Annotated in this window: 25 protein-coding genes; 7 read left to right on the top strand and 18 right to left on the bottom strand. The window is 66.0% G+C overall.

The genetic code is table 11. The annotated features are described in order from the left end of the window. Positions 1 to 23 precede the first annotated feature (23 nt). From OG326_RS05100 to OG326_RS05045, 12 genes are all read right to left on the bottom strand, one after another. Positions 24 to 560: a hypothetical protein gene (locus tag OG326_RS05100; protein ID WP_327143458.1), complete on the bottom strand. Its 537-nt coding sequence runs from the start codon at positions 558 to 560 to the stop codon at positions 24 to 26. After that, the gene (locus OG326_RS05095; protein WP_327143457.1) at positions 557 to 1,342 is read right to left on the bottom strand and encodes a hypothetical protein; all 786 of its coding nucleotides are present in this window, start codon (positions 1,340 to 1,342) and stop codon (positions 557 to 559) included. Before OG326_RS05095 ends, OG326_RS05100 begins: the two co-directional genes overlap by 4 nt. Beyond that, entirely contained in the window at positions 1,339 to 2,757 is a 1,419-nt protein-coding gene (locus tag OG326_RS05090) for an MlaD family protein (protein WP_327143456.1), read from the bottom strand. The genes OG326_RS05095 and OG326_RS05090 overlap by 4 nt, the downstream gene beginning before the upstream one ends. Continuing rightward, entirely contained in the window at positions 2,754 to 3,971 is a 1,218-nt protein-coding gene (locus OG326_RS05085) for an MCE family protein (protein ID WP_327143455.1), read from the bottom strand. The genes OG326_RS05090 and OG326_RS05085 overlap by 4 nt, the downstream gene beginning before the upstream one ends. After that, positions 3,971 to 5,224, bottom strand: a complete 1,254-nt coding sequence (locus OG326_RS05080; RefSeq protein WP_327143454.1) for an MCE family protein — start codon at positions 5,222 to 5,224, stop codon at positions 3,971 to 3,973. The genes OG326_RS05085 and OG326_RS05080 overlap by 1 nt, the downstream gene beginning before the upstream one ends. Then, on the bottom strand, positions 5,221 to 6,288 hold the full coding sequence (locus OG326_RS05075) for an MCE family protein (RefSeq protein ID WP_327143453.1): 1,068 nt from the start codon (positions 6,286 to 6,288) through the stop codon (positions 5,221 to 5,223). Before OG326_RS05075 ends, OG326_RS05080 begins: the two co-directional genes overlap by 4 nt. Beyond that, the gene (locus OG326_RS05070; RefSeq protein ID WP_327143452.1) at positions 6,285 to 7,313 is read right to left on the bottom strand and encodes a virulence factor Mce family protein; all 1,029 of its coding nucleotides are present in this window, start codon (positions 7,311 to 7,313) and stop codon (positions 6,285 to 6,287) included. The genes OG326_RS05075 and OG326_RS05070 overlap by 4 nt, the downstream gene beginning before the upstream one ends. Then, complete coding sequence (locus OG326_RS05065) at positions 7,314 to 8,555, bottom strand: MCE family protein (protein ID WP_327143451.1); 1,242 nt, start codon at positions 8,553 to 8,555, stop codon at positions 7,314 to 7,316. 10 nt (positions 8,556 to 8,565) lie between these two features. Next, positions 8,566 to 9,417: an MlaE family ABC transporter permease gene (locus OG326_RS05060; RefSeq protein ID WP_405133705.1), complete on the bottom strand. Its 852-nt coding sequence runs from the start codon at positions 9,415 to 9,417 to the stop codon at positions 8,566 to 8,568. 4 nt (positions 9,418 to 9,421) lie between these two features. After that, positions 9,422 to 10,186, bottom strand: coding sequence for an MlaE family ABC transporter permease (locus tag OG326_RS05055; protein WP_327143450.1), 765 nt, complete (start codon positions 10,184 to 10,186; stop codon positions 9,422 to 9,424). 302 nt (positions 10,187 to 10,488) lie between these two features. Then, positions 10,489 to 11,391, bottom strand: coding sequence for a 3-oxoacyl-ACP reductase (locus OG326_RS05050; protein ID WP_327143449.1), 903 nt, complete (start codon positions 11,389 to 11,391; stop codon positions 10,489 to 10,491). Between the two features lie 45 nt (positions 11,392 to 11,436). Continuing rightward, positions 11,437 to 11,625 (bottom strand): ferredoxin, encoded by a 189-nt coding sequence (locus OG326_RS05045; RefSeq protein ID WP_327143448.1) that lies wholly within the window; start codon positions 11,623 to 11,625, stop codon positions 11,437 to 11,439. 173 nt (positions 11,626 to 11,798) lie between these two features. Here OG326_RS05045 and OG326_RS05040 point away from each other — a divergent pair, with 173 nt between their 5' ends. Continuing rightward, positions 11,799 to 12,986, top strand: a complete 1,188-nt coding sequence (locus tag OG326_RS05040; RefSeq protein WP_327143447.1) for an acyl-CoA dehydrogenase family protein — start codon at positions 11,799 to 11,801, stop codon at positions 12,984 to 12,986. 22 nt (positions 12,987 to 13,008) lie between these two features. Then, positions 13,009 to 14,130: an acyl-CoA dehydrogenase family protein gene (locus OG326_RS05035; protein WP_327143446.1), complete on the top strand. Its 1,122-nt coding sequence runs from the start codon at positions 13,009 to 13,011 to the stop codon at positions 14,128 to 14,130. Between the two features lie 365 nt (positions 14,131 to 14,495). Here OG326_RS05035 and OG326_RS05030 read toward each other — a convergent pair whose 3' ends face one another. Both OG326_RS05030 and OG326_RS05025 read right to left on the bottom strand, forming a co-directional pair. Further along, complete coding sequence (locus OG326_RS05030) at positions 14,496 to 15,191, bottom strand: maleylpyruvate isomerase family mycothiol-dependent enzyme (protein ID WP_327143445.1); 696 nt, start codon at positions 15,189 to 15,191, stop codon at positions 14,496 to 14,498. Between the two features lie 70 nt (positions 15,192 to 15,261). After that, positions 15,262 to 16,458 (bottom strand): glycosyltransferase, encoded by a 1,197-nt coding sequence (locus OG326_RS05025; RefSeq protein ID WP_327143444.1) that lies wholly within the window; start codon positions 16,456 to 16,458, stop codon positions 15,262 to 15,264. Between the two features lie 144 nt (positions 16,459 to 16,602). Here OG326_RS05025 and OG326_RS05020 point away from each other — a divergent pair, with 144 nt between their 5' ends. After that, a complete protein-coding gene (locus OG326_RS05020) occupies positions 16,603 to 17,022 on the top strand; it encodes a VOC family protein (protein ID WP_327143443.1) in 420 nt (139 codons plus the stop codon). A gap of 141 nt (positions 17,023 to 17,163) precedes the next feature. On the opposite strand, the gene OG326_RS05015 is transcribed toward OG326_RS05020, so the two are convergent. From OG326_RS05015 to OG326_RS05005, 3 genes are all read right to left on the bottom strand, one after another. Continuing rightward, on the bottom strand, positions 17,164 to 18,159 hold the full coding sequence (locus tag OG326_RS05015; protein ID WP_327143442.1) for a sigma-70 family RNA polymerase sigma factor: 996 nt from the start codon (positions 18,157 to 18,159) through the stop codon (positions 17,164 to 17,166). Between the two features lie 246 nt (positions 18,160 to 18,405). After that, positions 18,406 to 20,052 carry an acyl-CoA synthetase gene (locus OG326_RS05010; RefSeq protein ID WP_327143441.1) on the bottom strand — a complete coding sequence of 549 codons (1,647 nt, stop codon included), beginning with the start codon at positions 20,050 to 20,052 and terminating at the stop codon, positions 18,406 to 18,408. Between the two features lie 173 nt (positions 20,053 to 20,225). Further along, a complete protein-coding gene (locus tag OG326_RS05005) occupies positions 20,226 to 21,263 on the bottom strand; it encodes an LLM class F420-dependent oxidoreductase (protein WP_327143440.1) in 1,038 nt (345 codons plus the stop codon). Positions 21,264 to 21,367: 104 nt separating this feature from the next. Between OG326_RS05005 and OG326_RS05000 the strand changes: the two genes are divergently transcribed. The 4 genes from OG326_RS05000 to OG326_RS04985 are packed head-to-tail and all read left to right on the top strand — an operon-like array spanning position 21,368 to position 24,959. Further along, on the top strand, positions 21,368 to 22,291 hold the full coding sequence (locus OG326_RS05000; protein WP_442791007.1) for a Zn-ribbon domain-containing OB-fold protein: 924 nt from the start codon (positions 21,368 to 21,370) through the stop codon (positions 22,289 to 22,291). A gap of 12 nt (positions 22,292 to 22,303) precedes the next feature. After that, positions 22,304 to 23,386, top strand: coding sequence for a thiolase domain-containing protein (locus OG326_RS04995; protein ID WP_327143438.1), 1,083 nt, complete (start codon positions 22,304 to 22,306; stop codon positions 23,384 to 23,386). Then, on the top strand, positions 23,383 to 24,549 hold the full coding sequence (locus tag OG326_RS04990; protein WP_297627257.1) for a thiolase domain-containing protein: 1,167 nt from the start codon (positions 23,383 to 23,385) through the stop codon (positions 24,547 to 24,549). Before OG326_RS04995 ends, OG326_RS04990 begins: the two co-directional genes overlap by 4 nt. Beyond that, positions 24,546 to 24,959, top strand: a complete 414-nt coding sequence (locus tag OG326_RS04985) for a nuclear transport factor 2 family protein (RefSeq protein ID WP_327143437.1) — start codon at positions 24,546 to 24,548, stop codon at positions 24,957 to 24,959. The genes OG326_RS04990 and OG326_RS04985 overlap by 4 nt, the downstream gene beginning before the upstream one ends. A gap of 119 nt (positions 24,960 to 25,078) precedes the next feature. Here the strand turns inward: OG326_RS04985 and OG326_RS04980 are convergent, their stop codons facing one another. Further along, positions 25,079 to 26,290 carry a cytochrome P450 gene (locus tag OG326_RS04980; RefSeq protein ID WP_327146380.1) on the bottom strand — a complete coding sequence of 404 codons (1,212 nt, stop codon included), beginning with the start codon at positions 26,288 to 26,290 and terminating at the stop codon, positions 25,079 to 25,081. Positions 26,291 to 26,388: the final 98 nt, after the last annotated feature.

The following is a 26,388-nucleotide window of genomic DNA, read 5'->3' as shown; positions in this document are numbered from 1 at the left end:
AGTGAATGCTGTTGTACGGCAGGCTAGATCGGGTTGACGTCCGCCACCAGCCAGTGGCCGCCCTTGTGATCCATCTTGACCCGGAGACGACTGGCGTCGTAGGTGCCCTTGCTCGCGTCCTTGCCGCTGCTCTTCTGGTTCAGGAAGATCATGATCTCGGTGTGGTCGGCGCTGGAGCTGATCACGCCGGTCTCCACCACCGTGGCCTGGACGACGAGTTCCTTGTCCTTGGCGCCGGGTGCGAGGACCGAATTGGTCACCTTCATCCAGTCCGCCTTGAAGTCCGGGGTCATATCCCCGGTCACCTTCTTCATCTGGTCGTCGATGGTGTGGTAGTCGTAGCCGAACATGCCCTCGACCGTGCGCTTGGCGACGATCGTGGAGTCGTCGCGGGCCGAGGCCACGCTCCGGTCCTGCCACCAGCCGTAGCCGACCCACGATCCGGCGGCGAGGCTGGCGACCAGCAGGGTGAGCGCGCCGCCCACGATCAGCAGATTGCGCAGACTCACATTGCGCAGACTCACACCGAGTTTCGGGCGGAAACGCAGTTTCGGGCTCATACCACCATCTCCATTCCGGTCGCCGTGATCCCCTTGTCATTGCGGGCCAGGGTCACCTTGAAGCGGAACTGGCGCTGCTGCGGGGCATCCGAGCCGGCATTGGTCAGCACCTGCTTGACCGCGACCAGCACGATCGCGGACTGATCGTCGGAGCTCTGCAGGGCGGCCTCGATGACCTCGCCCTTGGCGTGCACCGCGGCCTTCTGCACGATCGCCGCGTAATCGTCCTTGCGCTGGGTGTATTCGGTCGCGAGATCGCCCGAGGTCACCTGCAGCACCCGCTTGATGTCGTCCTGAGCGGTGTCGGCGCTGATATTCGTAATATTGATCATGGCCTGCTTGGCGGTCTGCACGTAGTCCGCGCGCATCGCCGCCTGATCGGCAAGATCGTTGCGCTGCATGCCCATCCACACGGTCGCGGCGCCCACCGCCACGGCCAGCACGAGCGCTGCCGCCGCCACGGCCCACTGCCAGCGGCCGGTCGCCTGGGCCGAAACAGCTGCGGGCGCTTCGGATTCGGCGGACTCGCCCGCGGTGGGTGCGGCTGCGGCATCCTCGACGACGGCATCGGCGTCGAGCGCGGCCGGAGGCGCGTCCTCCACCACCGCGGCCGTGCTCTCCGCCGCGGCCGGCTCGGCCGCGGCGTCCTCGACCAGCGGGGTGGCCGCCGCGGGAACCTGGGCTACGAACACCTGTGTGGTTCCCGGTTCGTCCGGCGGCGGGCCCTCCGACCGTATGGCGCGTCGCCGGGTCCGCTTGTTCACCCCGCTGGTTTCACTCATTTCAACTGCTCCTGGACCATAGATGTCAGGCTGGCCGGCACCACGCCGGAGCCGTCGGCTCCGACATTGGTGATCCGCAAGGACCGGCCGTCCTGATCGAGGACGGTTCCGCTCTTCGGATCGTACGGACGTTCTTCCACCGAGGCCGGTTGGGTCCCGTTGGGTGCTCCCGGGGTGGTGTCGCTCGCCGGCGCGACCGGGTGCGGCGGGCCGGACTGCGGGTTGTCACCCTCGGGCTGGTAGCCCTGCGGGTCACGGCACAGTTCCGGCGTGGGCGCGCGCTTGCCCGGGAATTCCATACACGGCGTATTGCGGATACCGCGGACGTCGAACGGCGCGTTCTGCGCCACCTTGCAGTACAGCCCGGCCGGGGTGTCCGGATGATCGCGCAGGGCGGCCGAGCGCCGCTGATCGGCCGGCAGGAAGCCGGTCTGACAGCCCTGCGGGTCGTTGACGCTGACCATGAAGTCGACCATGGCGCCGTACTCGGTCGGGCCGTTCGTCGCGACGGAGAGCAGTCCGGCGATCAGCGGCGGGAAGACCACCAGCAGCTGCTCGATGCTCGGGTTGTAGATGTAGCTGACCTGCCCGACGCTCGCCAGATTGCGGGCGAGCAGCGGCAGCGTCGGCTTCATGTCCTGGAACAGCTTGGTGGCGCTCGAGAGGGTGCCGGGCGCCTTGGTGAGGACACTGCGCAACGCCGGATCATGCTGGCGCAGTTGATCTGTCACGGTGGACAGGTCCTTGGTCCACTCCCGGATGGACGAGTCGGACTGCACCTGGGTGTCCAGCAGCGGGCCGATCTTGTCGATCAGATCCTTGGTGGCGTCGGTATTGTTCTTCGCCTCCTGCACCAGCAGCGATGCGGAGTCGATGAACTTCTGCAGATCCGGGCCGGCGCCGTCGAAGGCGGTGAAGGCGTCGTCGATGACCTGGCGCAGCTTGGTATCGGCGACACTGCTGAGCAACCGGTCGGTCTGGTCGAGCAGCGTGCCGACATCCTGCGGCAGCTTGGTGCGATCGACCTGAATGACCGAACCGTCTTTCAGGTTGCCGCCCTGGGGATTATCGACCGGCACCAGGTCCACGTACTGCTCACCGATCGCGGACACACTCTTGACCCAGGCGTCCACATCGGACGGGATCTTGTAGTCGCTGTCGATGGACAGTTTGGCGGCGACACCGTCCGGCGTGAGCCGAACCTCCTGCACCTTGCCGATATTGGTGCCGCGGTAGGCCACATTGGCGTTCTCGTAGAGCCCGCCGGTGGCCTGCAGCAGCACCGTCACGTCATAGCGTCCGATGCCGAACATGGCCGGAATCTTGATGTACTGGCCGCCCATGACCGAGAGACCGATGAGGGTCAGCACGGAGAAGATGATCAGCTGGATCTTGACGAACCGGGTGAGTTTCACTTTCCACTCCCTTGCGGCACGGTGATCCCCGGAATCGCGGGCAGACCCGGAATAGGCGGCAGGCCGGGAATACTCGGCTGCTGTGACTCCGGCTTCGGCTGCAGCGGAGCAACCTTCGGATCCACGGGATCACCGGGGGTACCGCCCTGCTGGCCGAGCGCACCCTCCACACCGGTGTACCGCGGTCCGAGCGGAGTGCCGATGAGGAAGTTCTTCGTCAGTCGCGCCGAGGTGAGGTCGAAGGTGATCTTCACATTGAGGTAGTCGCCGCGCACCGCACCGTCCATATCGTGCATGGAGAACGGGAAGGTGAGCAGCATTCCGAGTGCCTTGCTGAGGTTTTCGCCGGTATCGCCGATCGTCTGCAGCACGGGCCCGATGTTGTGCAGATCGGCGGTGAGGTTGTCGCCGCCCTTCTGGACCAGCTGCGAGATGACATCGCTGAGACCGCCGAGCGAGGTGAGCGCCTCGGTGATCTTCTGCCGCCGGTCCGCGAGCACGGTCAGGGCGGGGTGGATATTGTCGATGGCCGACGCCAGCTGATCCTTCTGCTGCGCAAGGACTCCCGCGAACCGGTCCAGTCCGCCCATGGTGGCGATGATGTCCTTGGTCTGGCCGTCCAGGGTGGTCGCGAGCGTATTCAGCTGCGGCAGCAGATCGCGCACGGCGTCGGTATTGCCGTCGAGCGCCTTGTTCAGTTCGCCGGTGATGTTCTCCAGCTGGCTGATACCGCCGCCGTTGAGCACGACCGACAGCGAGGACAGCACCTGCTCGGTGGTCGGGTAGGCGCCCGCCCGCTCCAGCGGGATGACGTCACCGGCCTTCAATTCCCCTTGCGGCGCAACGTCTGTCGGCGGGTCCAGCTCCAGATGATTACTGCCGAGCAGACTGGTCTGGCCGATCTTGGCCAGTGCGTTGGCAGGCACCTTGACGCCCTTGTTGAGGCCGATGGTGACCAGCGCGTGCCAGCCCTCCACCTCGATATCGGTGACCGAGCCGACGGTGACGTCATTGACGCGGACCGGCGAATTACGGGTCAGCGTGGTGACATTCGGCATCTGGATCTTGACCTGCCAGGAGCCGTCGCCGGTGCCCTGGGTGCCCGGCATGGGCAGCGAGTTCAGGCCGTCCCATTCACATCCGGTGGCCCCCAGCGCGATCGCGATACCGATCGCCAGTCCCGCCGCCCGCTTGGGTCCGATGATGGACTTCATCAGTTGCCTCCCGGAAGAGCCAGCTCGGCAAGGTTGTTCGGCACGACGACCTGATTGGCGGCCCGTGCGGCCACATCCGGCGTACTGGCCTTGATCTGCTCCGGATAGGCCGTCGCGGTGGTGGGCGTGCTGAGCATGAAATTCGGATAGTTGAAAGCCATGCTCTGCAGCACCGGACCGAGGATCGTCGAGCACAGGTTCGCGGACTTGTCGGAGTCGTTCTCGCCCAGCGCCTCCACCGAGCCGCACAGGAAGCTCAGCGGATCGGCGAAGTTGGTCAGCACCGGATAACCGGTCACCGCACCGAGTGCGGGCTTGTAGATCTGATAGAAGTTGACCAGCGCGGTGGGACCGGAGTGCAGCACCCGCTCCAGTTCGGGGCGCTTGTCCACGAGCAACTGGGTGACATCGGACAGCCGCTGCACGCTCTCGGTCAGCGCGCCGCCGCGCGAATCGATGAAGCGCTGCACATCGCTGACCGCGGAGTCCAGATTGTCCAGTCCCGCACCGAGATCGCCGGAGACGCCCGCGAGTACCGAGGACACCGAGGCGAGCCGTCCGCCGAACTGCACGATCTGGTCATCGCTCTTGGAGAGCACGTCCACGAACTGCTGCAGATTGCGAATGGTCCCGAACAGGTCGGTGCGTCCGTCCGACAGGGTGTTCAGCGCGCCGGACAGTTCCTTGAGGGTGTCGCGGAACGCCTGGCCATTGCCGTCGAGATTGTTCGCGGCGGTATCGACGAAGCGTCCGAACGAACCCTGCTTGTCCTCACCGACGGGACCGAGAGTGGTTGCCAGCTTGGACAGTTCGGCCTTGATGTCGTCCCACTCCACCGGAACGGCGGTGTGCTCGATGGGAATGCTCCCACCGTCCTTCATCTTGGGTCCACCGGTGTAGGCGGGGGCGATCTGGACGAAGCGCGCGGACACCAGCGACGGCGACACGATCACGGCCTTGGCATCGGCGGGCAGATCGATGCCGCGGTCGATGGTCATCTTGACCGTGACCTTGTCCTTGCCCGGGTCGACCGAATCGATCCGGCCCACATGCACTCCGAGCACCCGCACCTGGTCACCGACGTACAACCCGCTGGTAGACGGGAAATACGCGGTGATCTGCGTCTTGCCGATGCGGGTCAGCGCCGAGTATCCGATGCCGGCCACAATGGCCACGACGGCCAGCAGTGCGACGATCTTCGCCCAGCGGGGCAGGGTGCCGACACGCTTGCCGGCGTTCTTGAATGCGTTCATTTGCCGGGCTCCGTCTGCGCCGGGTAGAGGCCCGGAGGCTGCTGATTCCCGTTGTCCAGGTAGGACTTCAGGTCACTGGGCAGATGCTCGGGCCACACCAGCGCGTCGATCAGGGGCTGGAGGCCCTTACTGGTCGCGTTCGAAATGTAGGCCTGGAAGTACGGGCCGCTGCCGACCTGCTCACCCAGCGCACCCGCGTACGGGCCGAGGGCGTCGAGCGCGTCGGAGAGGCTCTGCTTGTTCTTCTGCAGCATGCCGAGCACCGAATTCAGTTTGTCCAGTGTCGGTTTGAGCTGCGCCTCGTTGTCGTTGACGAAGCCGGTGAGCTGCTGCGCGAGCTGGTTGATGTAGGTGATCATCTGGCCGAGCGCGGTACGCCGGGCATCCAGTTCACCGAGCAGGCTGTTGCCGTCGACGAGCAGAGCGTTGATCTTGTCCGCCCGATCGGCGAGCACCTTGGTGACGCCCTGCGCCTTGCTGAGCAGATCGGTCAGCGCCTGGTCGCGGGTATTGATACTGCGCGACAGCGCGGTGATGCCGTCCAGCGCGGACCGCAGCGGCGCGGGAGTGTCCTTGAAGGTCGCGGACAGGGCATCCAGCGTCGTATTCACCTGGCCCATGTCCAGGCCCTTGACCGTCGTGGACAGATCACCGAGCGCGTCATTGAGCGAGTACGGAGAAGTGGTGCGCTCCAACGGAATCGGATCGTTCGAGCGCAGCGTGCCCGGTCCGACCGGGGTCACCTCCAGCGACTTCCGGCCGAGCACCGTATTGGTCTTGATGGCGGCGGTCGACTTGGTGCCCAGGCCGATGGCGGAATCGAGCGAGAACCGCACGGAGACCTTGGCGCCGTCCAGCTTGACGTCCTCCACGCGACCGACCTTGACGCCCGCGACCTGCACATTGTCACCGGGCAGCAGGCCACCCGCATCACCGAAGTACGCGGTGTAGTGGGCGCCGTTGGCCAGGAAAGGCAACCGGTCGAACTGCAGTGACGCCAGGGAGATCGTCACCGCCAGCACGATGCCGATGATGCCCACATTGATCAGGCGATTTCCGTTCACTTCGCACACCTTCCGCTGGTCTGCGCAGCGGGCAACTTGAGCAGCGACGGCTTGCCGTCGGGACCGTCGACCAGGAAGTCAGTACCACAGACGTAGATATTCAGGAAGGAGCCGTAGGAGCCGATACGCACCAGCTTCTTGTAGGCGTCCGGCAGGTTCTGAATGACCCACTCGATCTCGTCGGACTGGTTGTCCACGTTCTCCGCGGTGTGGCCCAGCTGCGCGATCGCGTTCTTCAGATCCGGGCGGGCCTCGGTGAGCAGATTGGTGAGATCGCCGGTGGCGCCGGAGATCCGCGGAATCGCGTCACCGATCGGATCCTTGTCGGCGGCCAAACCGCTGACCAGACGCTGCAATTCGTCCAGCGTGGTGCCGAACGCCTTGTCCCGATCGTCGATGGTGGAGAGCACCGTCTTCAGATTGTTGATCACACTGCCGATCAAGGCATCTCGATCGGCGAGCGTCTTGGCGAAGGACCCGCCGCTGTTGAGCAGCGAGACCAGCGTGCCGCCCTGGCCCTGGAAGACCTGCAGCAGCGCCTCGGTCAGGTCGTTGACCTGTGTCGGATCCAGGCCGCGCAGCAGCGGTTTGAAGCCGCCGAGCAGCATATCGAGATCCAGCGCCGGCTTGGTCCGATCGGTGCCCATGGTCGAGCCCTTGGACATCAGCTGCGCGGTGCCGGGGCCTTCGAGCAGTTCCAGATACCGGTCGCCGACGAGGTTCTCGTAGCGGATGGTCGCGGTCGTGCTGGCGTAGAGCCGGTACTTGCGGTCCACGTCGAAATCGACGTGGGCGAGCTTGTCCTTGCCGACGGTCACCTTGCTGATCGAGCCGACCGGGACACCCGCGATGCGCACCTTGGCGCCGGGCAGAATGCCCGACGAATTGGTGAAGATCGCGTGGTAGCCGTTCTCCCGGGAGAACCGCATCTGGCTCAGGACCACGCCGAGCATGCCCATGACCAGAACCATGACGAGTGTGAATATGCCGAGCTTGATGGTGACGGGGCGCGGTGCGAACTTCACCTACTTCACCCCCGGCAGTCCGGCGAACAGCAGCTGGAAGATGCTCGGGCCGGCGATGTGCGGCACGGTGGGCGGCGAGAAGATATGGCCCTCCGAGGTATCGGTGAGCAGATAGCCGGCATCATCGCCGGGCTTGCGATCGAGCACGCCCTCACAGTGCGGGCCACCGGTGGCGTTCACCTTCGGCAGGTCCTCCGGGTACTTGTAGGGTTCGCCGGCGGGCATGAAGCTGGCGTTCATGGAGACCGCCGGATAACGGCCGCCGAAAAGCTGACCGTAGATGGGCATCATCGGCCCGATGCCGTTGATGACACAGCCGATCGCGGACTGGTATTCGTTCAGCGTCCCGATGGTCGGCCGCAGCAGTTGCAGCGCTTCGGTCAGCGGCGGAACGGTGTCGTTCAGGATCGGAGTCGCGGTGCCGGACAACCCGATCAGGTTGGTCAGCAGCGAATCGATCTTCGCCTCGGAGTCCACGAGGGTGCCGCTGGTGGTCACCAGATTGCTGGTGGTGTTCAGCAGATCCGGCGCGGTGTCGGCGTAGAGGCCGGTCACCGCGGTGGTCTTCTGGAAGTCGTCCTGCAGCGTGGGCAGGCTCGGGTTGATATCGCGCAGGAAGGCGTCACTGTCGGACAGCAGCTGCCCGAGCTTCTGACCGCGTCCCTGCAGCGCCGAACCCAGCGCCGTCAGCGTCGCATTCAGCTTCTCCGGCGCCACTTTCGAGAGCACATCGTTGAGATGCTGGAAGATCGTATTGAATTCGACGGTCACCGCCTGCGCCTGCACGGTCGCACCGGGGCGCAGCGAATCGGCCGAAGGATCTTGCGGAGCAATGAAGTTGATGTACTTCGCACCGAAGACGGTGGTGGAGCGAATGTCCACGACCGCATTGGCGGGCACCATCTTCAATTTGTCCGGGTCCACCGCCAGTTCGATGCGCGCATCGTCACCGGAGTTCTTCACACCGGTGACGCGGCCGATCTCGACGCCGCGGATCTTCACCTTGGCGTCCGTATCGAGCACCAGGCCGCTGCGCGGGGCGGCCACGGTCACCTTGACGGTGTTCAGGAAGCCGCCCGAGAAACTGACCATGCAGATCACCACGACCGCGACCAGCGCCAGCACCAGGCCGACCCCCGCCAGTCGCACGACCCAGGGTTGTTCGAGAGGCCGTTTGGGCCTTGGCTTTTCGACGAAGGGCGCGCCGATCGGGCTCGCTACCCCGTCATGTTGAGTCACCATGTGTCGTTGCCTACCCGGAGAGGTGGAAATTGCCGGACGTGCCATAGATGGCAAGGGAGATCAGCAGCGTCACCATGACGACCGCGACCAGCGAGGAACGAACCGCGTTACCCACCGCGACACCCACACCGACGGGACCGCCGGAGGCGTGGAAGCCGTAGTAGGTGTGGATCAGCATGACCGCGATGGCCATGAAGATCGCCTGGGCGAACGACCACAGAATATCGCTGGGGATCAGGAATGTATCGAAGTAGTGGTCGTACACACCGGCGGACTGTCCGTAGATCACCACTGTCGCAAAGCGACTGGCGATGAAGGACGCGATGACGGCCAGCGAGTACAGCGGGATGATCGCGAGCATGCCCGCCAGCAGGCGGGTACCGACGAGGAACGGCACCGGCCGGATGGCCATGACCTCCAGCGCGTCGATCTCTTCCGAGACGCGCATGGCGCCGAGCTGCGCGGTGGTACCGGCGCCGAGCGTGGCGGCCAGGCCGATACCCGAAATGACCGGCGCCGCAATGCGAACATTGATGAACGCCGCGAAGAAGCCGGTGAGCGCCTCGACACCGATATTGCCGAGTGAGCTGTAGCCCTGCACCGCGATGGTGCCACCGGCGGCGAGGGTCAGGAATCCGACGATGATCACGGTGCCGCCGATGACGGCCAATGCACCTGTGCCCATCGAAATCTCGGCGATGAGCCGGATGGTCTCGGTGCGATAGTGCACCAGCGCCTTGGGAACCGAGGCCAGCGACCGCGCGTAGAAGACCGCTTGATTGCCAACGGAATCCAGACCGTCGGTCGTACGCCGCATGCGCCGCATGACCTTCGGGAAACGAGAGTTGATCACGAATGCCATGTGATCACCTTGCCGTGAACTTGATGCCAACAGCGGTTACCACCACGTTGATAACGAAAAGAGCCATGAAGGAGAAGACGACGGTCTGGTTCACCGCATCGCCCACGCTCTTCGGACCGCCTTTGACATTCAGCCCCAGATAACAGGCGACCAGTCCGGCGACGAGACCGAACAGGGTGGCCTTCACCTCCGAGATGACCATTTCGGGCAGATGGGTCAGCAGCGTGATGCCGTTGACGAACGCGCCCGGATTGACACCCTGCAGGTACACCGAGAAGAAGAAGCCGCCGAGGATGCCGATGGTGCACACCAGCCCGTTCAGCAGCATGGCCACGAACATGGAGGCCAGCACGCGCGGAACCACCAGGCGCTGAATCGGATCGATGCCGAGCACCTTCATCGCGTCGATCTCTTCGCGAATGGTTCGGGCGCCGAGATCCGCGCAGATGGCGGTCGCGCCGGCGCCGGCCACGATGAGCACCGTGACCATGGGCCCGACCTGGGTGACGGCGCCGAATGCCGCGCCCGCGCCGGCGAGGTCGCCCGCGCCGATTTCCCGCAGCAGGATGTTGAGTGTGAACTGCACCAGCACGGTGAAAGGAATGGCCACCAACAGAGTTGGGACCATCGAGACGCTGGCGACAAACCAGGATTGATCGACGAATTCGCGTCGCTGGAATGGTGGCCGTACCAAGGCGCGAGCAACAGCGCCGGCGAGTTCGAAGAACCCACCCACTGCCCGCAACGGTACGGCGAGGACATCATTCATTCCTGCGATTCCTCCTGCCCCTGCCTAGCTATAGCACCCGAGATCTGAATGTGATCTCGGTCCCGCCCGAAGATTAGAACACGTTCCAGTGCCCTCCGGGAAGGGTTCGACGGTTTTGAACAGGTCATCTTTCTGAACTGCTGTCCAGTTTCGAGAACATGTTCACCCCGTGAGGACTACCACAGCTGTGCCGCCTTTGTGAGGCGCCACACATAGATGATCCCCATTCCTACCAATGATTGATCGCGTGATCAACCTGGACGCGGGGGCGAAACCCCCCGCGACCGGGAGAAGGGGTTGAACTAGCCGAGATCCATCAGCGCCGACGCCGAAAATGTGGCGCCGGAAGGACGTTCGGCGAAATACCCGCCCAGGGAGGCGGCCAGACCCTCGCGGGTCCACTCCCCCTCGGCGTCGAAACGCTGCTCCACGATGGGGGCGGCCATGAGCGCCACCATGGGGCCGTACACCACGAACAGCTGTCCACTGACGGCCGCGGCGGCCGGTGAGGCCAGGAAGGCCACCAGCCGTGCCACATGATCAGGGGAGAGCGGATCCGGACCCTCTTCGGGAGCTGCCGAGAAGACCTTTTCGGTCATCGAGGTCCGGGCGCGCGGCGCGATCGCATTGGCGGTGACGCCGAAGGCCGACAGCGCACGCGACGCCGACAGCGTCAGCGCGGTGATACCGGCCTTGGCGGCGCCGTAATTGGCCTGGCCCGCCGGGCCGAGCAGTCCGGCCTCGGACGAGGTGTTGACGATGCGGCCGTAGACCGGCGCACCCGCTTCCTTCGACTTGGCCCGCCAGTACGCGCCCGCATTGCGGGTGAGCAGGAAGTGCCCGCGCAGATGCACCGCGATGACGGCGTCGAAATCCTCGTCGGACATGTTGAACAGCATCTTGTCCCGGGTGATACCGGCATTGTTGACGATGATGTCCAGTCCGCCGAAGGTTTCCTCGGCGGTCTGCAGCAGCGCGTCGGCGGTGGACCGCTCGGCAATGCTGCCCGCGACGAATTCGGCCTTGGCGCCGAGCGCGCGGATGTCGGCGAGGGTTGCGCTGACCGCGTCGTTCTCGGCAAGGTCGTTCACAATGACCGAAGCGCCGGCCCGGGCCAGCTCGAGGGCTTCGGCCCGGCCCAGCCCGGCACCAGCGCCGGTGACGATGGCCACTCGGCCGGCAAGACTCACATCAGTTTCGCTCACCGGGCCGACTCTAGAACGTGTTACACCTAGCGAGCAAGGCCGGGTTCAGACCAGCTTCAAAGCGGCCTTGGGGCACTGCGCGACCGCCGTCTTCACATCGTCCTCATCACCGGGGGCCACCTCGGCGCCGATGATGTGCAGGACGTCGTCATCATCGAGTTCGAACACGTCGGGAGCGATTCCGACACAGATTCCGTTCGCCTCGCACTGGTCGAGATCAACAGTGACCTTCATAGCCAACTCCTTTGCCACAACAGTGGGCCGAGCCTAACAACACCAGCCCCACAGGGATAGCAAGCGCGGCCTTACAACCACCCAATACTGGAACATGTTTCACCTGCTGTGCAATGATCGGCTGAACCCCGCTGGGCCTAATTTCAAGAGATGAGAAGGCTAGAGGTATCGCTATGCGGATCGCATACACGCCGCAACAGGAACAGCTTCGTGCTGAGCTGCGTGAGTATTTCGCCAAACTGATCACTCCGGAACGTCGAGCGGCGCTGTCGGCTCAGACCGGCGAGTACGGCGAAGGCAATGTCTACCGGGAGGTCGTCGCGGAGATGGGCCGCGACGGCTGGCTCGCCCTCGGCTGGCCGAAGGAGTACGGCGGCCAGGACCGGCCCACCATGGATCAGCTGATCTTCACCGACGAGGCCGCCATCGCCGGCGCCCCGGTGCCGTTCCTGACCATCAACTCCGTCGCGCCGACGATCATGCACTACGGCACCGAAGAGCAGAAGAAGTTCTTCCTGCCCAAGATCGCCGCCGGTCAGCTGCACTTCGCCATCGGCTACTCGGAGCCGGGCGCGGGCACCGACCTCGCCTCGCTGCGCACCGGCGCGGTCCGCGACGGTGACGAGTGGATCATCAACGGCCAGAAGATGTGGACCTCCCTCATCGCCTACGCCGACTACATCTGGCTCGCCGCCCGCACCGATCCGGCCGCCAAGAAGCACAAGGGCATTTCGATGTTCATCCTGCCGACCACGGCGGAGGGCTTCTCCTGGACGCCGGTGCACACCATGGCCGGGCCGGACACCAGCGCCACCTACTACCAGGACGTGCGGGTCAAGCACTCCGATATGGTCGGGCCGGAGAACGGCGGCTGGTCGCTGATCACCAATCAGCTCAACCACGAGCGGGTCGCGCTGACCTCCGCCGCACCGCTGTCGCTCGCGGTCGCACAGGTCACCGAGTGGGCGCGGAACACCAAGAACTCCAACGGTTCTCGCGTCATCGACCAGGAGTGGGTGCAGATTCTGCTGGCCCGCACGCACGCCAAGGTCGAATACCTGAAGCTGATGAACTGGGAGCTCGCCTCCGGCGCCGACGCGGGCGCCGCGCCGCGCCCGTGGAATGCCTCCACCTGCAAGGTGTACGGCACCGAACTGTCCACCGAGGTTTACCGCGCCCTGATGGAGGTGCTCGGACCGCAGGGCTACCTGCGCCAGGATTCCGCCGGTGCGCAATTGCGCGGCCGCATGGAGCGCATGCACCGCGCCTGCCTGATCCTCACCTTCGGCGGCGGCACCAACGAGGTGCAGCGCGACATCATCGCCATGACCGCCCTCAAGCAGCCGGCCGCTGCGCGCTAACCCTGAAATCGAGGTAACCATCATGGATTTCACTCTCACCGAGGCGCAGCAGGATCTGGCCCGCCTGACCGCCGAGGTCACCGGCAAGCTCGTCACCGCCGACCGGCTGCGCGAACTCGACAAGAACACCGACGCATCCGGGAACACCACGCTGCGCTTCGACGAATCGCTGTGGAGCTCGCTCGCCGAGACCGGCGTGCTGGCAGCGGCCCTGCCGGAAACGGCGGACGGCAGCGGTTTCGGCGTGCTGGAGCAGACGTCGATCCTGCGGGAACTCGGCAAGTCCGTCGCCCCCGTGCCGTACCTGTGGTCGATCGTGCTCGGCGCGGGCGCGCTGGCGCAGTTCGGCACCGAGGCCCAGCGGGCCCTGGCCGCACAGGCCGGCACCGCTGACCTCATCCTCACCGCGGCACTGACCGAAGAGCGGAACTGGGAGCCGGCCAAGCCGGTCACCACCGCCTCGGACAATGGCGGCTGGCAGCTCACCGGGCTCAAGACCACCGTGCCGTTCGCCCGGCAGGCGGCGCGAATCCTGGTGTCCGCCAGCGTCGACGGCTCCCCCGCCGTCTTCCTGGTCGACCCGGCGCACGCCTCGGTCCGTATCGCGGACCAGATCGTCACCGACCGCACCCCCGAGGCCGAGATCGAATTCGCCGGTACCCCAGCCGAATTGGTCGGCACCCTGGAGCAGGGCGCCGAAATTCTGAACTGGCTGCTCGAGCGGGCCTGGCTGGGCCTGGCCGCCCTGCAGCTCGGCACCCTCGAAAAGGGTCTCGAGCTGGTCGCGGACTACGCCCGCGAGCGCGAGCAGTTCAGCAAGAAGATCGGCAGCTTCCAGGCCGTGGCCCAGCGCCTCGCCGATGCCTACATCGACGTGCAGGGCGTACGCCTGGCCGTCCAGCAGGCCGCCTGGCTGCTGTCGGAGGGCCTGCCCGCCACCGCGGAAGTCCACACCGCCAAGTTCTGGGCCGCCGATGCCGGTCACCGCGTCGCCCACACCGTCGTGCACGTGCACGGCGGCGTCGGCATCGACCGCGACCACATCGTCAACCAGTACTTCACCGCCGCCAAGCACAATGAATTCGCCCTCGGCGGCGCCCACGACCACCTGCGCGCCCTCGGCGGCCTGCTCGCCGCCAACTGACCGGCGACCGCACCGCACGACGAATACCCAAGGGCGGCAGCACCATTCGGTGCCGCCGCCTTCGTCGTCGGTCGAGCGTGGTCACTGCAAATGAATTCCGCGCGCGGACATTCGACAGCGGGAAAGAGCCGTCCGAATTTCCTTCCGCGCGCGGAATTTCTCCGAGTTCCGGAAAGAACTACGACGGGCACACCCCGTCATCCCGGCCACAAGCACCCCGTCATCCCGGCCAAAACCCTGTCATCCCGGCGTGCTTGTGGCCGGGATCCACAGCGACTCAGCCGATTCCGACAGATCCCGGCCAAGAGCATGCCGGGATGACGGGGGGGTCACCCCGGACTTGATGGGTGGCTGAACCCGGCGGCTCAGGGCACCAGCGGGCCCGCCAATACGCGCTCGCCGGCGGTGCGGTCGCCGCCCCAGGTGAGGGCCGGGTCGGTGGGGGGCTTGCGCTGCCAGAGAGCGAGCAGCAGATCCGATGCGGCGCCGGAGATTTCGGCGACGGGTTCGCCGGGGCCGTAGATCCAGCTCTCGGCGATATCGGTGGCGCGGACGTGCAGTGCCACCTCCGGCTCGGTGGCCAGACCGCGTTTGATCATGCGGGGGGCGAACAGTTCGAAGACCTCGGTGATGCCGTCGACGGCCAGATCCGTGTCGAACGGGTCCGCGGCGCCGAAGGCGTTCTGTCCGTCCCACAGGTGCATGAGGGTCTCGTGGGCGCGGCGGCGGCGCCAGAAGGCGACGGTGCGGGGCATGGTGCTGGAGAAGGTCCACGCCTCCTGGTCCGGTTCCCCGGACAACACCGCGACCATCGCGTCGGCGGTCTCGTCATACCATTCACGCAGGGCGGCAGCCTCTTTCGGGGCGGACTCGACCTGCCGGTCCCCGCGCAGCTCGCTCACCGCGGTCACCACCCACAGATTGCCGTTGCCGACATGGTCGGCGAGGTCGTAGAAGGTCCAATCGCCGCAGGACGGAACCGGCGCCCCGAGATCGGTATCGACGGTGATGAGATCGCCGAAAGCGGTCAGCTTCACGCAGAGCAGAGCCAGGTAGTCCATGCCTGCCACGGTAAACCGGACAGGCCCGGGGCACACGCCGGGGCGCGAACCCGCGTGTGTTCCCGGGAGATCAGGATTCCATCTCGCGGACCGGGAAGATGCGCTCGAACACCGGGTCGGGGTGATCGGGTGAGGGCTCCAACTCGTTCATGAGCAGATCGCTCATGGCATCGCGGCGCAGCACCCGGCCCAGCTCGGCGGCGGCGCGATAGTACGCGGGCGTGCGCAGTACGCGCCGGACCGCGGTGGTGATCTGCTGCGGAGATGCGGTGCGGGACAGCGTGATTCCGGCACGGTGCGCCCGCACCCGGGCGGCATTGTCGGCGTGGTCGCGACCGTGCGGCAGCAGTACCACCGGCAGGTCGGCGGCGAAGGCCTTGACCAGGGTGCCGTGCCCGCCGTGCGTGATCACCAGACTGGCGTGCCGCATGAGCTCCTGATGCGGGGCCGCGGCCAGCACCTGCACATTCACCGGTGCGGTGATATCGGCGGGATCGACGGCGGGCCCGGTCGTCACGATGGCACGCACCGGGAGCCGGCCGAGCGCATCGGCGATCCGCTGCAGACATTCGCTCTGCCGCTGCGCGGTGGTGGACAGCGACACCAGCACCAGCGGATCGCCGCCTTCCGGCAGCGCCCATTCCGCATCCCGGGTCCAGAAGGGATCGTCCAGGATAGGGCCGACACAGCGCACACCGTCCGGCCGCTGCGCCGGGAAATCGAATGCCGCACTGGATAATACGAGCTGCCGGTGTGCCAGCTGCACCTGATCCTGATAGTGCGCCAGCCGCTCCAGGCCGAAATCCGCGCGTAGCGCGTTGAGTTGCGGCAGCAGTTCCTGATCCCAGCGGCGCTGCACCATAGAACCGACCACCCGGTCCCGCCAGCGGCCGACCGGGCCGTCCGCGCGACCGAATCCGGTGCCCGGCGGCGGACCGCCCTCCACCGGCAGCGGGTAGATACCCGGAATCAGCACCATGAACGGCAACTCGCGCGCCTGAGCGGCCACCATCGCCCCGAAGGCGAAATAGGAGGCGAGCACGAGATCCGGCCGCTCCCCGTCGATTTCGGCGACGGTATCGCGGGCGAATCCGGCCCCGGCCCGCGAGCGCAGCCGCGCACCCGTCGCTGTCACCTCCGCGGCCAGGGACTCCTCGGCGAGCACGGTGACCCGGTGCCCACGATCGACGAGCCTGCGCACCACCCCCAGCTCCGGCGGCACGGTCCCGCCACTGCCGGTGAGGGCGACCAGGTAGCTGTACTTCATCGGGCACCTCCTCCCCCGCCACTCTGTCACGGTCGGCGGGCCCGCGACTTGCCGATGACTAAATGATGTGTCACAGACCACACCGATGAGTTTTCGGAGGCGGGCCCGTCCTCACCTATGACCGCTTACGAGAGGACGAACGCCATGGCCAGCAAGATGATCTTCATCAACCTTCCCGTCGCCGAGCTGGAGCGCTCCAAGAGCTTCTACGAGGCGCTGGGCTGGAAGGTGAATCAGGAATTCACCGACGGCAATGCGGCCTGCATCGTCGTCGACGACAACATCTGCCTGATGCTGCTGACCAAGGACTTCTTCACCTCCTTCACCGACCGCGTGATCGGCGACGCCAAAGCCACCGTGAACAGCCTCTACGCCCTATCCCTTACCAGCCCTGCGGAAGTGGACATGCTCGTCGACGCCGCGGTCGCGGCCGGCGGCACCGAGGAGGTGAATGCGGACAAGCGCGCCCAGGAGGCCCAGGTCGGCATGCACGGCCGCACCTTCATCGATCCCGACGGCCACCAGTGGGAGCCCTTCCACATGGCCTACCCCGGCGCCAACTGAACTCCACAACCACGGATGCGAACGGCCCGCCGGGAAGCATCCCAGCGGGCCGTTCACGCATGTCGCCGCGCTGCGCCGGACCACCCCGGCGGGTACCTGCTGCGGTGCGCAGAGCCACCTACGCGACGACGGGGTCCAGTTCTACCGCAGTTCCAGCGGAAGTCCGAAAAGCGGGAACAGGCGGTCGGTATCCAAAAAGAAATTGAGGCCCGCGACCCGGTCGCCGTCGAGCTCGAGCACGGTGATCGACCACGGGGTCCACAGGCCCGGTTCGCCACTCGGCTTGTAGTGACCGAAGGCGGGCAGCCCGTTCGCGCCCGCGAGCGGCACCATGCGGGAATCGCGGCATTCGTGGCCGGTGCCGAGCATGAAGGCGGCCACATTCTCCGGACCGGAGATCCACAGCGAGAACGGCGGCATGGACAGTGCCACATCGGCTTTCAGCAGCCGGGTGAGCGCGTCCATATCGTAGGACTCGAAGGCGGCGACAAAATTGTCGATGAGTTTGCGCTGCTGCTCGTCGGTTTCGTCATAGGCGTCGGAGACGGTGGCCACCTCCTGCGCCTTGGTCATGGTGGCGCGGGCGCGCTGCAGCGCGCTGTTCACCGAAGCCGGTGAGACATTGAGCATTTCGGCTGTCTCATTGGCCGAGAAGCGCAGTACCTCACGCATGATCAGAATGGCGCGCTGGGTGGCGGGCAGGTGCTGCACCGCGGAGACGAAGGCCAGCCGCAGCGTATCCTTGGCACTGGCCGCCTCGGCCGGATCGGCGCCGAAGGCGAGCGCGTTCGGAATCGGTTCCACCCATACGTAATCCGGCTCCGGCGCGGGCAGCGGCGAATCCGGGGTGGAGGGGCCGGACAGATCCATCGGCCGGGCTCGCCGCTGCGGACCGTCGAGCATATCCAGGCAGACATTGGTGGTGATCTTGTACAACCACGACCGAATGCTGGAGCGGCCCTCGAACGAGTCGTACGACTTCCACGCCCGCGTGAACGTCTCCTGCACCGCGTCCTCGGCCTCGAACGAGGACCCGAGCATGCGATACGCATACGCGCACAACTCGCGACGGTGGCCTTCGAAAGACCGCAGCACGTCATCGGTGATGGTGGTGGACCGGCCGCCTGTCTCGCTCATGCAAAACACTCTTACACAGCCCACCGACAAGAAACAGGCTCCTCCGCCTCCCCGGAACTTTTGCCGAGCACTGGGTGGGCCACCAATTTTGTCGCGGACTCACGCTGCCGAGGTGGCTGGGTTCTGGACGTCCCCGACGAGTTACCCGACCATGCGGAAATCAGTTGTCACCTTGGCAATCACCCGCAACGAACGTGCCCGCCTGCCCCAGCAGGCGAGCACGGGAGTCTCAGTGACGTTCAAGCCTCACTTTGTTGTCGGGGCGTGCGCGTGGTCGTCGGCCTCGCGGGCCTCGGTCTGCGCCTGCGCCCACTTGTAGTCGGGCTTGCCGGCGGGCGAGCGCTTGATCTCGTCCACGTACCAGATGCTGCGCGGCATCTTGTAGGAGGAGATCTCCTGCACCAGGGTCGGGCGCAGCTCGTCCAGGGTCGGGCGGTTCTCGCTGCGGCACTGCACCACGGCGACCACACGCTGTCCCCAGCGCTCGTCCGGCACGCCGACCACGAGCGCGTCGAAGATCTGCGGATGCGCCTTGAGCGCGCCCTCGACCTCTTCGGGGTAGATCTTCTCGCCGCCGGAGTTGATGCTGACACTGCCGCGGCCGAGCATGGTGACGCTGCCGTCCTCCTCCACGCGGGCGAAGTCGCCCGGGATGGAGTAGCGAATCCCGTTGAACTCCTTGAACGTTGCCGCGGTCTTGACCGGGTCGTTGTAGTAGCCGAGCGGAATGTGGCCGGTGCGGGCGATCAGGCCGGTCTTGCCGGAGCCGGCCTCGACCTCATTGCCCTCGTCATCGATCACCTTGGTGGAGGCGTCGATCTTCACGCGCGGGCCGCCGGTGTGGGTGGCGCCCTTGGTGGCCACCGAAAGTCCGCCGAAACCGGTCTCCGAGGAGCCGATGGAGTCGGTGATCATGGTGGTGGTGAGCAGCTCGATGAACTCGTCCTTGAGCGTGGGCGAGAACAGCGCGGCGCTGGAGGCCATGGCCCACAGCTGCGCATGCTTGTACGGCTCACCGGTTTCCGGATTGCCCGCCTTGAGCGCGTCCAGCATCGGCCGCGCCATGGCGTCACCGGTGATGAAGATCAGGTTGATGTTGTGCTTGTCGATGGCCTGCCACACGCCGTGCCCGCTGAACTCGGGCAGCATGATGGCCTTGCCGCCGTCGAAGAGGCTGTGGAACACCGCGGTCTGCGAGCCGCCGTGGATCAGCGGCGGGATCGGGTAGCGCACCAGCTGGCCGTTGCCTGCGCCGACCTTGGCCTGCTGCCATTCGTCCTCGATGCGGATGCCGGTGACGAAGTTGATGCCGCCGCCGAGCACGCGCCACCAGTCCTCGTGCCGCCACATGACGCCCTTGGGCAGGCCGGTGGTGCCGCCGGTGTAGAGCATGAAGATGTCGTCGGCGGAACGCTCTTCGAAGTCGCGCACATCCGAGCTGGCCGCGAGGGCGGTCTCGTACTCGACAGCGCCGGGGGGCTTCGGAAGATCGGTGCCGTCCTCGATCGTCAGCACGGTCTTGATGGTCGGCACCTTGGGCAGCACATTGGCGATGCGCTCGCTGTAGCGGCGCTCGGCGATGATGGCGACCAGATCCGAGTTCTCGAAGATGTACTGCAACTCGTTCTCGACGTACCGGTAGTTCACGTTGATCACCACCGCGCGAATCTTGAAGATCGCGACCATGGCCTCGACGGCCTCGATGGTGTTGCGCGCGTAGATGCCTACCTTGTCACCGGGCTGCACGCCCTGTTCCTGCAGGTAATGGGCCAACTGGTTGGCCCGCTTCTCGAACTCCGCGTACGTGAAGGAACGGGTGTCGTCCACCAGAGCTACGCGCTCCGGCATCAGATCGATGGCGTGCTCGACAAGGTCCGCTATGTTGTAGCTCACAGGTCGAAAATAGAACGTGTTCTCGCTTATCGCAAGGTGCGAGTTCCCGCTCACCGGACAATACGGTGTGGCCCCCGCCACACACTACGCCCGAAATGCCGCGAATGCCCGCGGAGCGGGAACGGAACGGACCCGCCCGGCGGTGCCGAGCGGGTCCAATTCTGAAACAGGTTCTACGACTGGATGAGGGGCTTCAGCCGCTCGAACTGCCGCACATCCCGCACGCCGACGAGCAGCATGGTCACGCCGGCCTTCTCCCACACCCCCAGCTGCTCCCGCACATGCGCCTCGTCGCCGATGATCGTGGTGTCCAGGATCAGCTCATCGGGCACCGCGGCGGCGGCCTCGTCCTTGCGGCCGGTCCGGAACAGCCGGGTGATCTCGTCGACCTGCTCGCCGTAGCCCATGCGGCGGTACACCTCGGCATGGAAATTCATATCCTCCGCGCCCATACCGCCGATGTAGAGGGCCATGAAGGGCCGCAGCCGGTCGAGCTCGGCCGCGGTGTCGTCGGTCAAGATCACCTGCGCGGTCGCGGCGATTTCGAAGTCCGCCCGCGAACGCCGGGCGCCGGCCCGCGCGAAACCCTCGTCGAGCCACTGGTTGTACATATCCGCGAGCCGCGGGGTGTAGTAGATGGCCAGCCAGCCGTCGGCGATCTCGGCGGTCAGCGCCACATTCTTCGGACCCTCCGCGCCCAGCCAGATCGGCAGATCGGACCGCAGCGGATGGGTGATCGACTTGAGCGGCTTGCCGAATCCCGTGGCGGCCGGCCCGTTGAAGGGCAGCGGGAAGTGCGGCCCGTCGTTCTGCACCTTGCCCTCCCGAGCGAGGACCTGCCGGATCACCGACACGTATTCGCGGGTGCGCTGCAATGGCTTGGCAAACGACTGCCCGTACCAGCCCTCCACCACCTGCGGCCCGGACACGCCGAGGCCCAGAATGTGCCGCCCGCCGCTGAGGTGATCCAGGGTCAGCGCCGCCATCGCGGTGGCGGTCGGCGTGCGTGCCGACATCTGCACCACGGAGGTGCCGAGCCGGACCCGGCTGGTGCTCGACCCCAGCCAGGCCAGCGGTGTGTAGGCATCCGAACCCCAGGATTCGGCGGTGAAGACCGCGTCGAATCCGGCCTCTTCGGCGGCGGCAACCAACTCTGCGGTGTTCGTGGGCGGCTGCGCGCCCCAGTATCCGAGTTGCAACCCAAAGCGCATGTTCGGTTCCCTTCCCAAGTGGGCTCTTGCACCCTTCTTTAGAACCTGTTCTACTCGATCTCGTGACTCTGGGGAACACCGAAGTACTCGCCGCACCGCTGCGGATGCAGTTCGATTACACCCGCTCCACCGGACCCACCATCGGACGCTTCCTCACCGGGCTGCGTTCCGGGCGGGTCGTCGGAGTGCGTGGTTCCGATGGGCGCGTGATCGTGCCGCCCGCGGAATTCGATCCGATCACCGCGGAACCGCTGACCGAATTCGTCGACGTGGCCGATGTGGGCACCGTGCAGTCGTGGAGCTGGGTGGCCGAACCGCTGCCCGGGCAGCCCTTCGACCGCCCGTTCGCCTACGCGCTCATCAAGCTCGACGGCGCGGACACCGCGATCCTGCACGCCGTGGATGTGGCCTCGCCGGCCGATATCTCCACCGGCCTGCGGGTGCGCGTCCGCTGGGCCGCCGAGCGCACCGGCGACATCCATGACATCGCCTGCTTCGAACCGGGCGAAACATCCGATGCGCCTGCCGAATCCGATGATTCGGACGCGCCGGTGACCGGCATCGTGACGCCCGTCGACCTGTCCTTCAAGCACACCGCCTCGCCGCAGGAGACCCAATTCCTGAAGGCGATCCTGGAGGGCAAGCTGCTCGGCGCGCGTGCCGAATCCGATGGGAAGGTGTACTTCCCGCCGCGTGGCGCCGATCCGCGCGACGGTTCGCCGACCGAGGATTATGTCGAGGTTGCCGATTCCGGCATCGTCACCACCTTCTGCATTGTGAACGTGCCGTTCCTGGGCCAGCGTCTCAAGCCCCCGTATGTCGCCGCGTACGTGCTGCTGGACGGTACCGATATCCCGTTCCTGCACCTGGTGCTCGGCGTGGATGCCAGCGAGGTGCGCATGGGCATGAAGGTCAAGGCCGTCTGGAAGCCGCGTGAGGAGTGGGGTCTGGGCCTGGCCAATATCGACCACTTCGAGCCCACCGGCGAGCCGGACGCCACGTACGAGTCCTTCTCGCACCACCTGTAAAGGCTGACAACGTTGAGCGACAACAACGCAACTGATATCGCGGTGGTGGGTTTCGCCCACGCGCCGCACGTGCCGGAGACCTTCGGCACCACCAACGGTGTCGAGATGCTCGCACCGTGCTTCCACGAGCTGTACGACAAGCTCGGCATCAAGCAGACCGATATCGACTTCTGGTGCTCGGGATCCTCCGATTACCTTGCCGGACGCGCCTTCTCGTTCATCTCGGCCATCGACGCCATCGGCGCGGTGCCGCCGATCAACGAATCGCACGTGGAGATGGACGCGGCCTGGGCGCTGTACGAGGCGTGGGTCAAGCTGCGCTCCGGGCAGGCCGAGACCGCGCTGGTCTACGGCTTCGGCAAGGCGTCGGCCGGTGTGCTGCGCCAGGTGCTGACCCTGCAGACCGATCCGTACCTGGTCGCGCCGCTGGGACCGGATTCGGTATCCATGGCGGGCCTGCAGGCTCGTGCCGGTCTGGACGCCGGTCGCTGGACCGAGCGGGATATGGCCGAGGTCGCCGCGCGCAGCGCCGCCAATGCCGCCGCCCGGGGCGGCAGCGCCACCGCGCGCACCGAGTCGGATATCGAAAAGCTGCTGGCCGCAGAGTATGTGGCCGATCCGTTCCGCGCCCATGACATCGCGCCCATCACCGACGGCGCGGCCGCGATCGTGCTGGCCGTCGGCGACAAGGCACGCGAACTGGTCGATCGCCCGGCCTGGCTCACCGGCATCGCGCACTACATCGACACCCCGATTCTGGGTGCGCGCGATCTCACCGTCTCGCAGTCCGCCGAGCGCGCCGCGAAGGCCGCGATCGGCAGCAACACAGGCGATTTCGATCTCGCCGAACTGCATGCGCAGTTCAGCCACGAGGAGCTCATCCTCGCGCGGGCGCTGGGCCTCAGCGGTTCCACCCGGATCAACTCGTCGGGCGGCCCGCTGTCCGGCAACCCCATGTTCGCGGCCGGGCTGGAGCGCATCGGCTTCGCCGCCACCGAAATCCTCAACGGCACCGCGAATCGCGCACTGGCACATGCCAGTAGCGGTCCCGCGCTGCAGCAGAACCTGGTCGCCACCCTGGAGGCACGCTCATGACGAACCCTGCCGCCGTACTCGGCACCGGTCAGACTCATCACGTGACCAAACGGTCCGATGTGTCGATGGCGGGCATGTGCCGCGAGGCCATCGACCGCGCGCTCATCGACTCCGGTCTGACCATGGCCGATATCGACGCCGTGGTGATCGGCAAGGCGCCGGACTTCTTCGAGGGCTCCATGATGCCGGAGCTGTTCCTCGCGGATGCGCTGGGCGCCACCGGAAAACCGCTGCTGCGCGTGCATACGGCCGGTTCGGTCGGCGGCTCCACCGCCGTGGTCGCCGCCAGCCATGTGCAGGCCGGTGTGCACGGCAAGGTGCTCGCCATCTCGTGGGAGAAGCAGTCGGAGTCGAACGCCATGTGGGCGCTGTCGAATCCGGTGCCCTTCACCATGCCGGTCGGCGCGGGCGCGGGCGGTTACTTCGCCCCGCACGTGCGTGCCTACATCCGCCGCGCCAACGCGCCCCTGCACATCGGGGCCATGGTCGCGGTGAAGGATCGCCGCAATGGCGCGCGCAATCCGTACGCGCACCTCAAGCAGGCCGATATCACCATGGAATCGGTGATGGCGTCCCAAATGCTGTGGGACCCCATTCGTTTCGACGAGACCTGCCCGTCCTCGGACGGCGCCTGCGCCATCGTGATCGGTGACGAGGCCTCGGCCAAGGCCGTGGAGGCGACCGGTAAGAAGGTGGCCTGGATCCACGGCACCGCCATGCGCACCGAACCGCTCGCCTACGCCGGGCGCGATCAGGTGAACCCGAAGGCCGGACAGGCGGCCGCCGCCGCACTGTGGAAGCAGGCCGGGATCACCAATCCGCTCGAGGAGATCGACGCGGCCGAAATCTACGTCCCCTTCTCGTGGTTCGAGCCCATGTGGCTGGAGAACCTCGGCTTCATGCCGGAGGGCGAGGGCTGGAAGCTCACCGACGCGGGCGAAACCGCCATCGGCGGAAAGCTTCCCGTCAACCCGTCCGGTGGTGTGCTGTCCTCCAACCCGATCGGCGCCTCGGGCATGATCCGCTTCGCCGAAGCCGCCAAGCAGGTCATGGGCCGGGCCGGCGACTACCAGGTGGAGAATGCGCGCAAGGCCTTCGGCCACGCGTACGGCGGTGGCTCACAGTACTTCTCGATGTGGGTGGTCGGGAGTGAGCAGCCGTGAGCGACGAACAGCATCCGGCACGGGTGGCCGGGCGCGCCTCGCAGGCCGCGGTGCGCGCCAAGGACAAGGACGCCTGGGTGGCGCTGTTCGCCGCCGACGGCATTGTGGAGGACCCGGTCGGGCCGTCCTTCTTCGATCCCGAGGGCAAGGGTCACCGCGGCGCGGAAGCCATTGCGGCGTTCTGGGACAAGGCGATCGCGCAGACCGACTCCATCGAATTCCTCTTCGACGACTCGTTCGCCTGTGGCAGTGAGGTGGTCTATCCGGGCCGCATCCGCACCACCATGGGTGGCCAGATCATCGATGCCGAGGGCGTGTTCACCTACCGGGTCGACGAGAGCGGCAAGATTCTCGCTCTGCGCGCCTTCTGGGAAGTCGAACGTGCCATGGGGACAATGAAACCCGCGTAGCCGCGGACGACATACCGGGCCGGACGAAAGAGGAGCGGGAGACTGGATTCCAGTCTCCCGCTCCTCTTTTCCTGCCCCGCATTGTGAGAGTCGCAGCGGGGCAGTACTTTCCAATCGGGTCAGTGCTGCACGGGGCAGCCGCCGCCGGGCTTGGTGCCGTAGTCGACCTGGAACGACTTGACGCCGTTCAGCCAGCCGGAGCGCAGCCGCTGCGGGTCGCCGAGGCGGGTGATGTCGGGCATGTAGTCGGCGATCGCATTGAAGATGATCTCGACCTCGAGCCGGGCCAGGTTCGCGCCGATGCAGTAGTGCGCGCCGGTGCCGCCGAAGGACAGGTGCGGATTCGGATCACGAAGGATATTGAAGGTGTGCGGATCCTCGAACACCTCCTCGTCGAAATTGGCGGACCGGTAGGACATCACGACCCGCTGGCCCTTCTTGATCAGCACGCCGCCGACCTCGACATCCGCGAGCGCGGTGCGCTGGAAGCTGCTGACCGGGGTCGCCCAGCGAATGACCTCGTCCGCCATGGTCTTCGGCCGCTGCGCCTTGAAGAGCTCCCACTGGTCCGGGTTCTCCAGGAAGGCGACCATGCCGTGCGTGGTGGCATTGCGGGTGGTCTCGTTGCCGGCGACGGCCAGCACCATGACGAAGAACCCGAACTCCTCGGGCAGCAGCGATTCGCCGTCGACGTCGGCATTGATCAGCTCGGTCACGATATCGTCGGCCGGGCAGGCCCGGCGGGCCTCGGCCATCTGGTACGCGTAGCCGAGGATCTCGGTGGAGGCGACGACCGGATCGGCGTCACTGTCCGGATCGTCGTAGCTGGTCATCTCGTTCGACCACTTGAAGAGCTTCATGCGGTCTTCCTGCGGCACACCGATCAGTTCCGCGATCGCCTGCAGCGGCAGCTCGGCGGCCACCTGCTCGACGAAATCACCGGATCCGGTGGCCACGGCCGCCTTCACGATGGCTTCGGCCCTGGCGGTCAGTTCGGCGCGCAGGCCGTTGATCACGCGCGGGGTGAAACCCTTGGCGATGACCTTGCGCAGCTTGGTGTGCTCGGGGGCGTCCTTGTTCAGCATCACGAACCGCTGGAGCTCGATCTGCTCGCGGGTGATGTCATCGTTGAACCGCGGGATGGCGGTGTTCTCCCAGACGGAGAACACGTCGTCGCGGCGCGAGATGGTCTTGACGTCGGCATGCTTGTTGATCACCCAGAAGCCGTCGTCCTGGAAGCCGCCCGTTTCGGGGGACTTGGCATTCCACCAGATGGGCGCGGCGGCGCGCAGTTCGGCGAGTTCCGCGTCGGGCACTCCCTTCTGCCACATTTCCGGGTCCGTGACGTCGAAACCGTGCGGCACGTTCGGCCGGGCTTGGGTGTCAACCACCAGCTGTCTCCTTTGACTAACTGAAACACGTTCTACCG

Source organism: Nocardia sp. NBC_01327 (genome assembly GCF_035958815.1).
Taxonomy (GTDB): Bacteria; Actinomycetota; Actinomycetes; order Mycobacteriales; family Mycobacteriaceae; genus Nocardia.
This window is presented reverse-complemented; position numbering and strand designations above follow the sequence as displayed.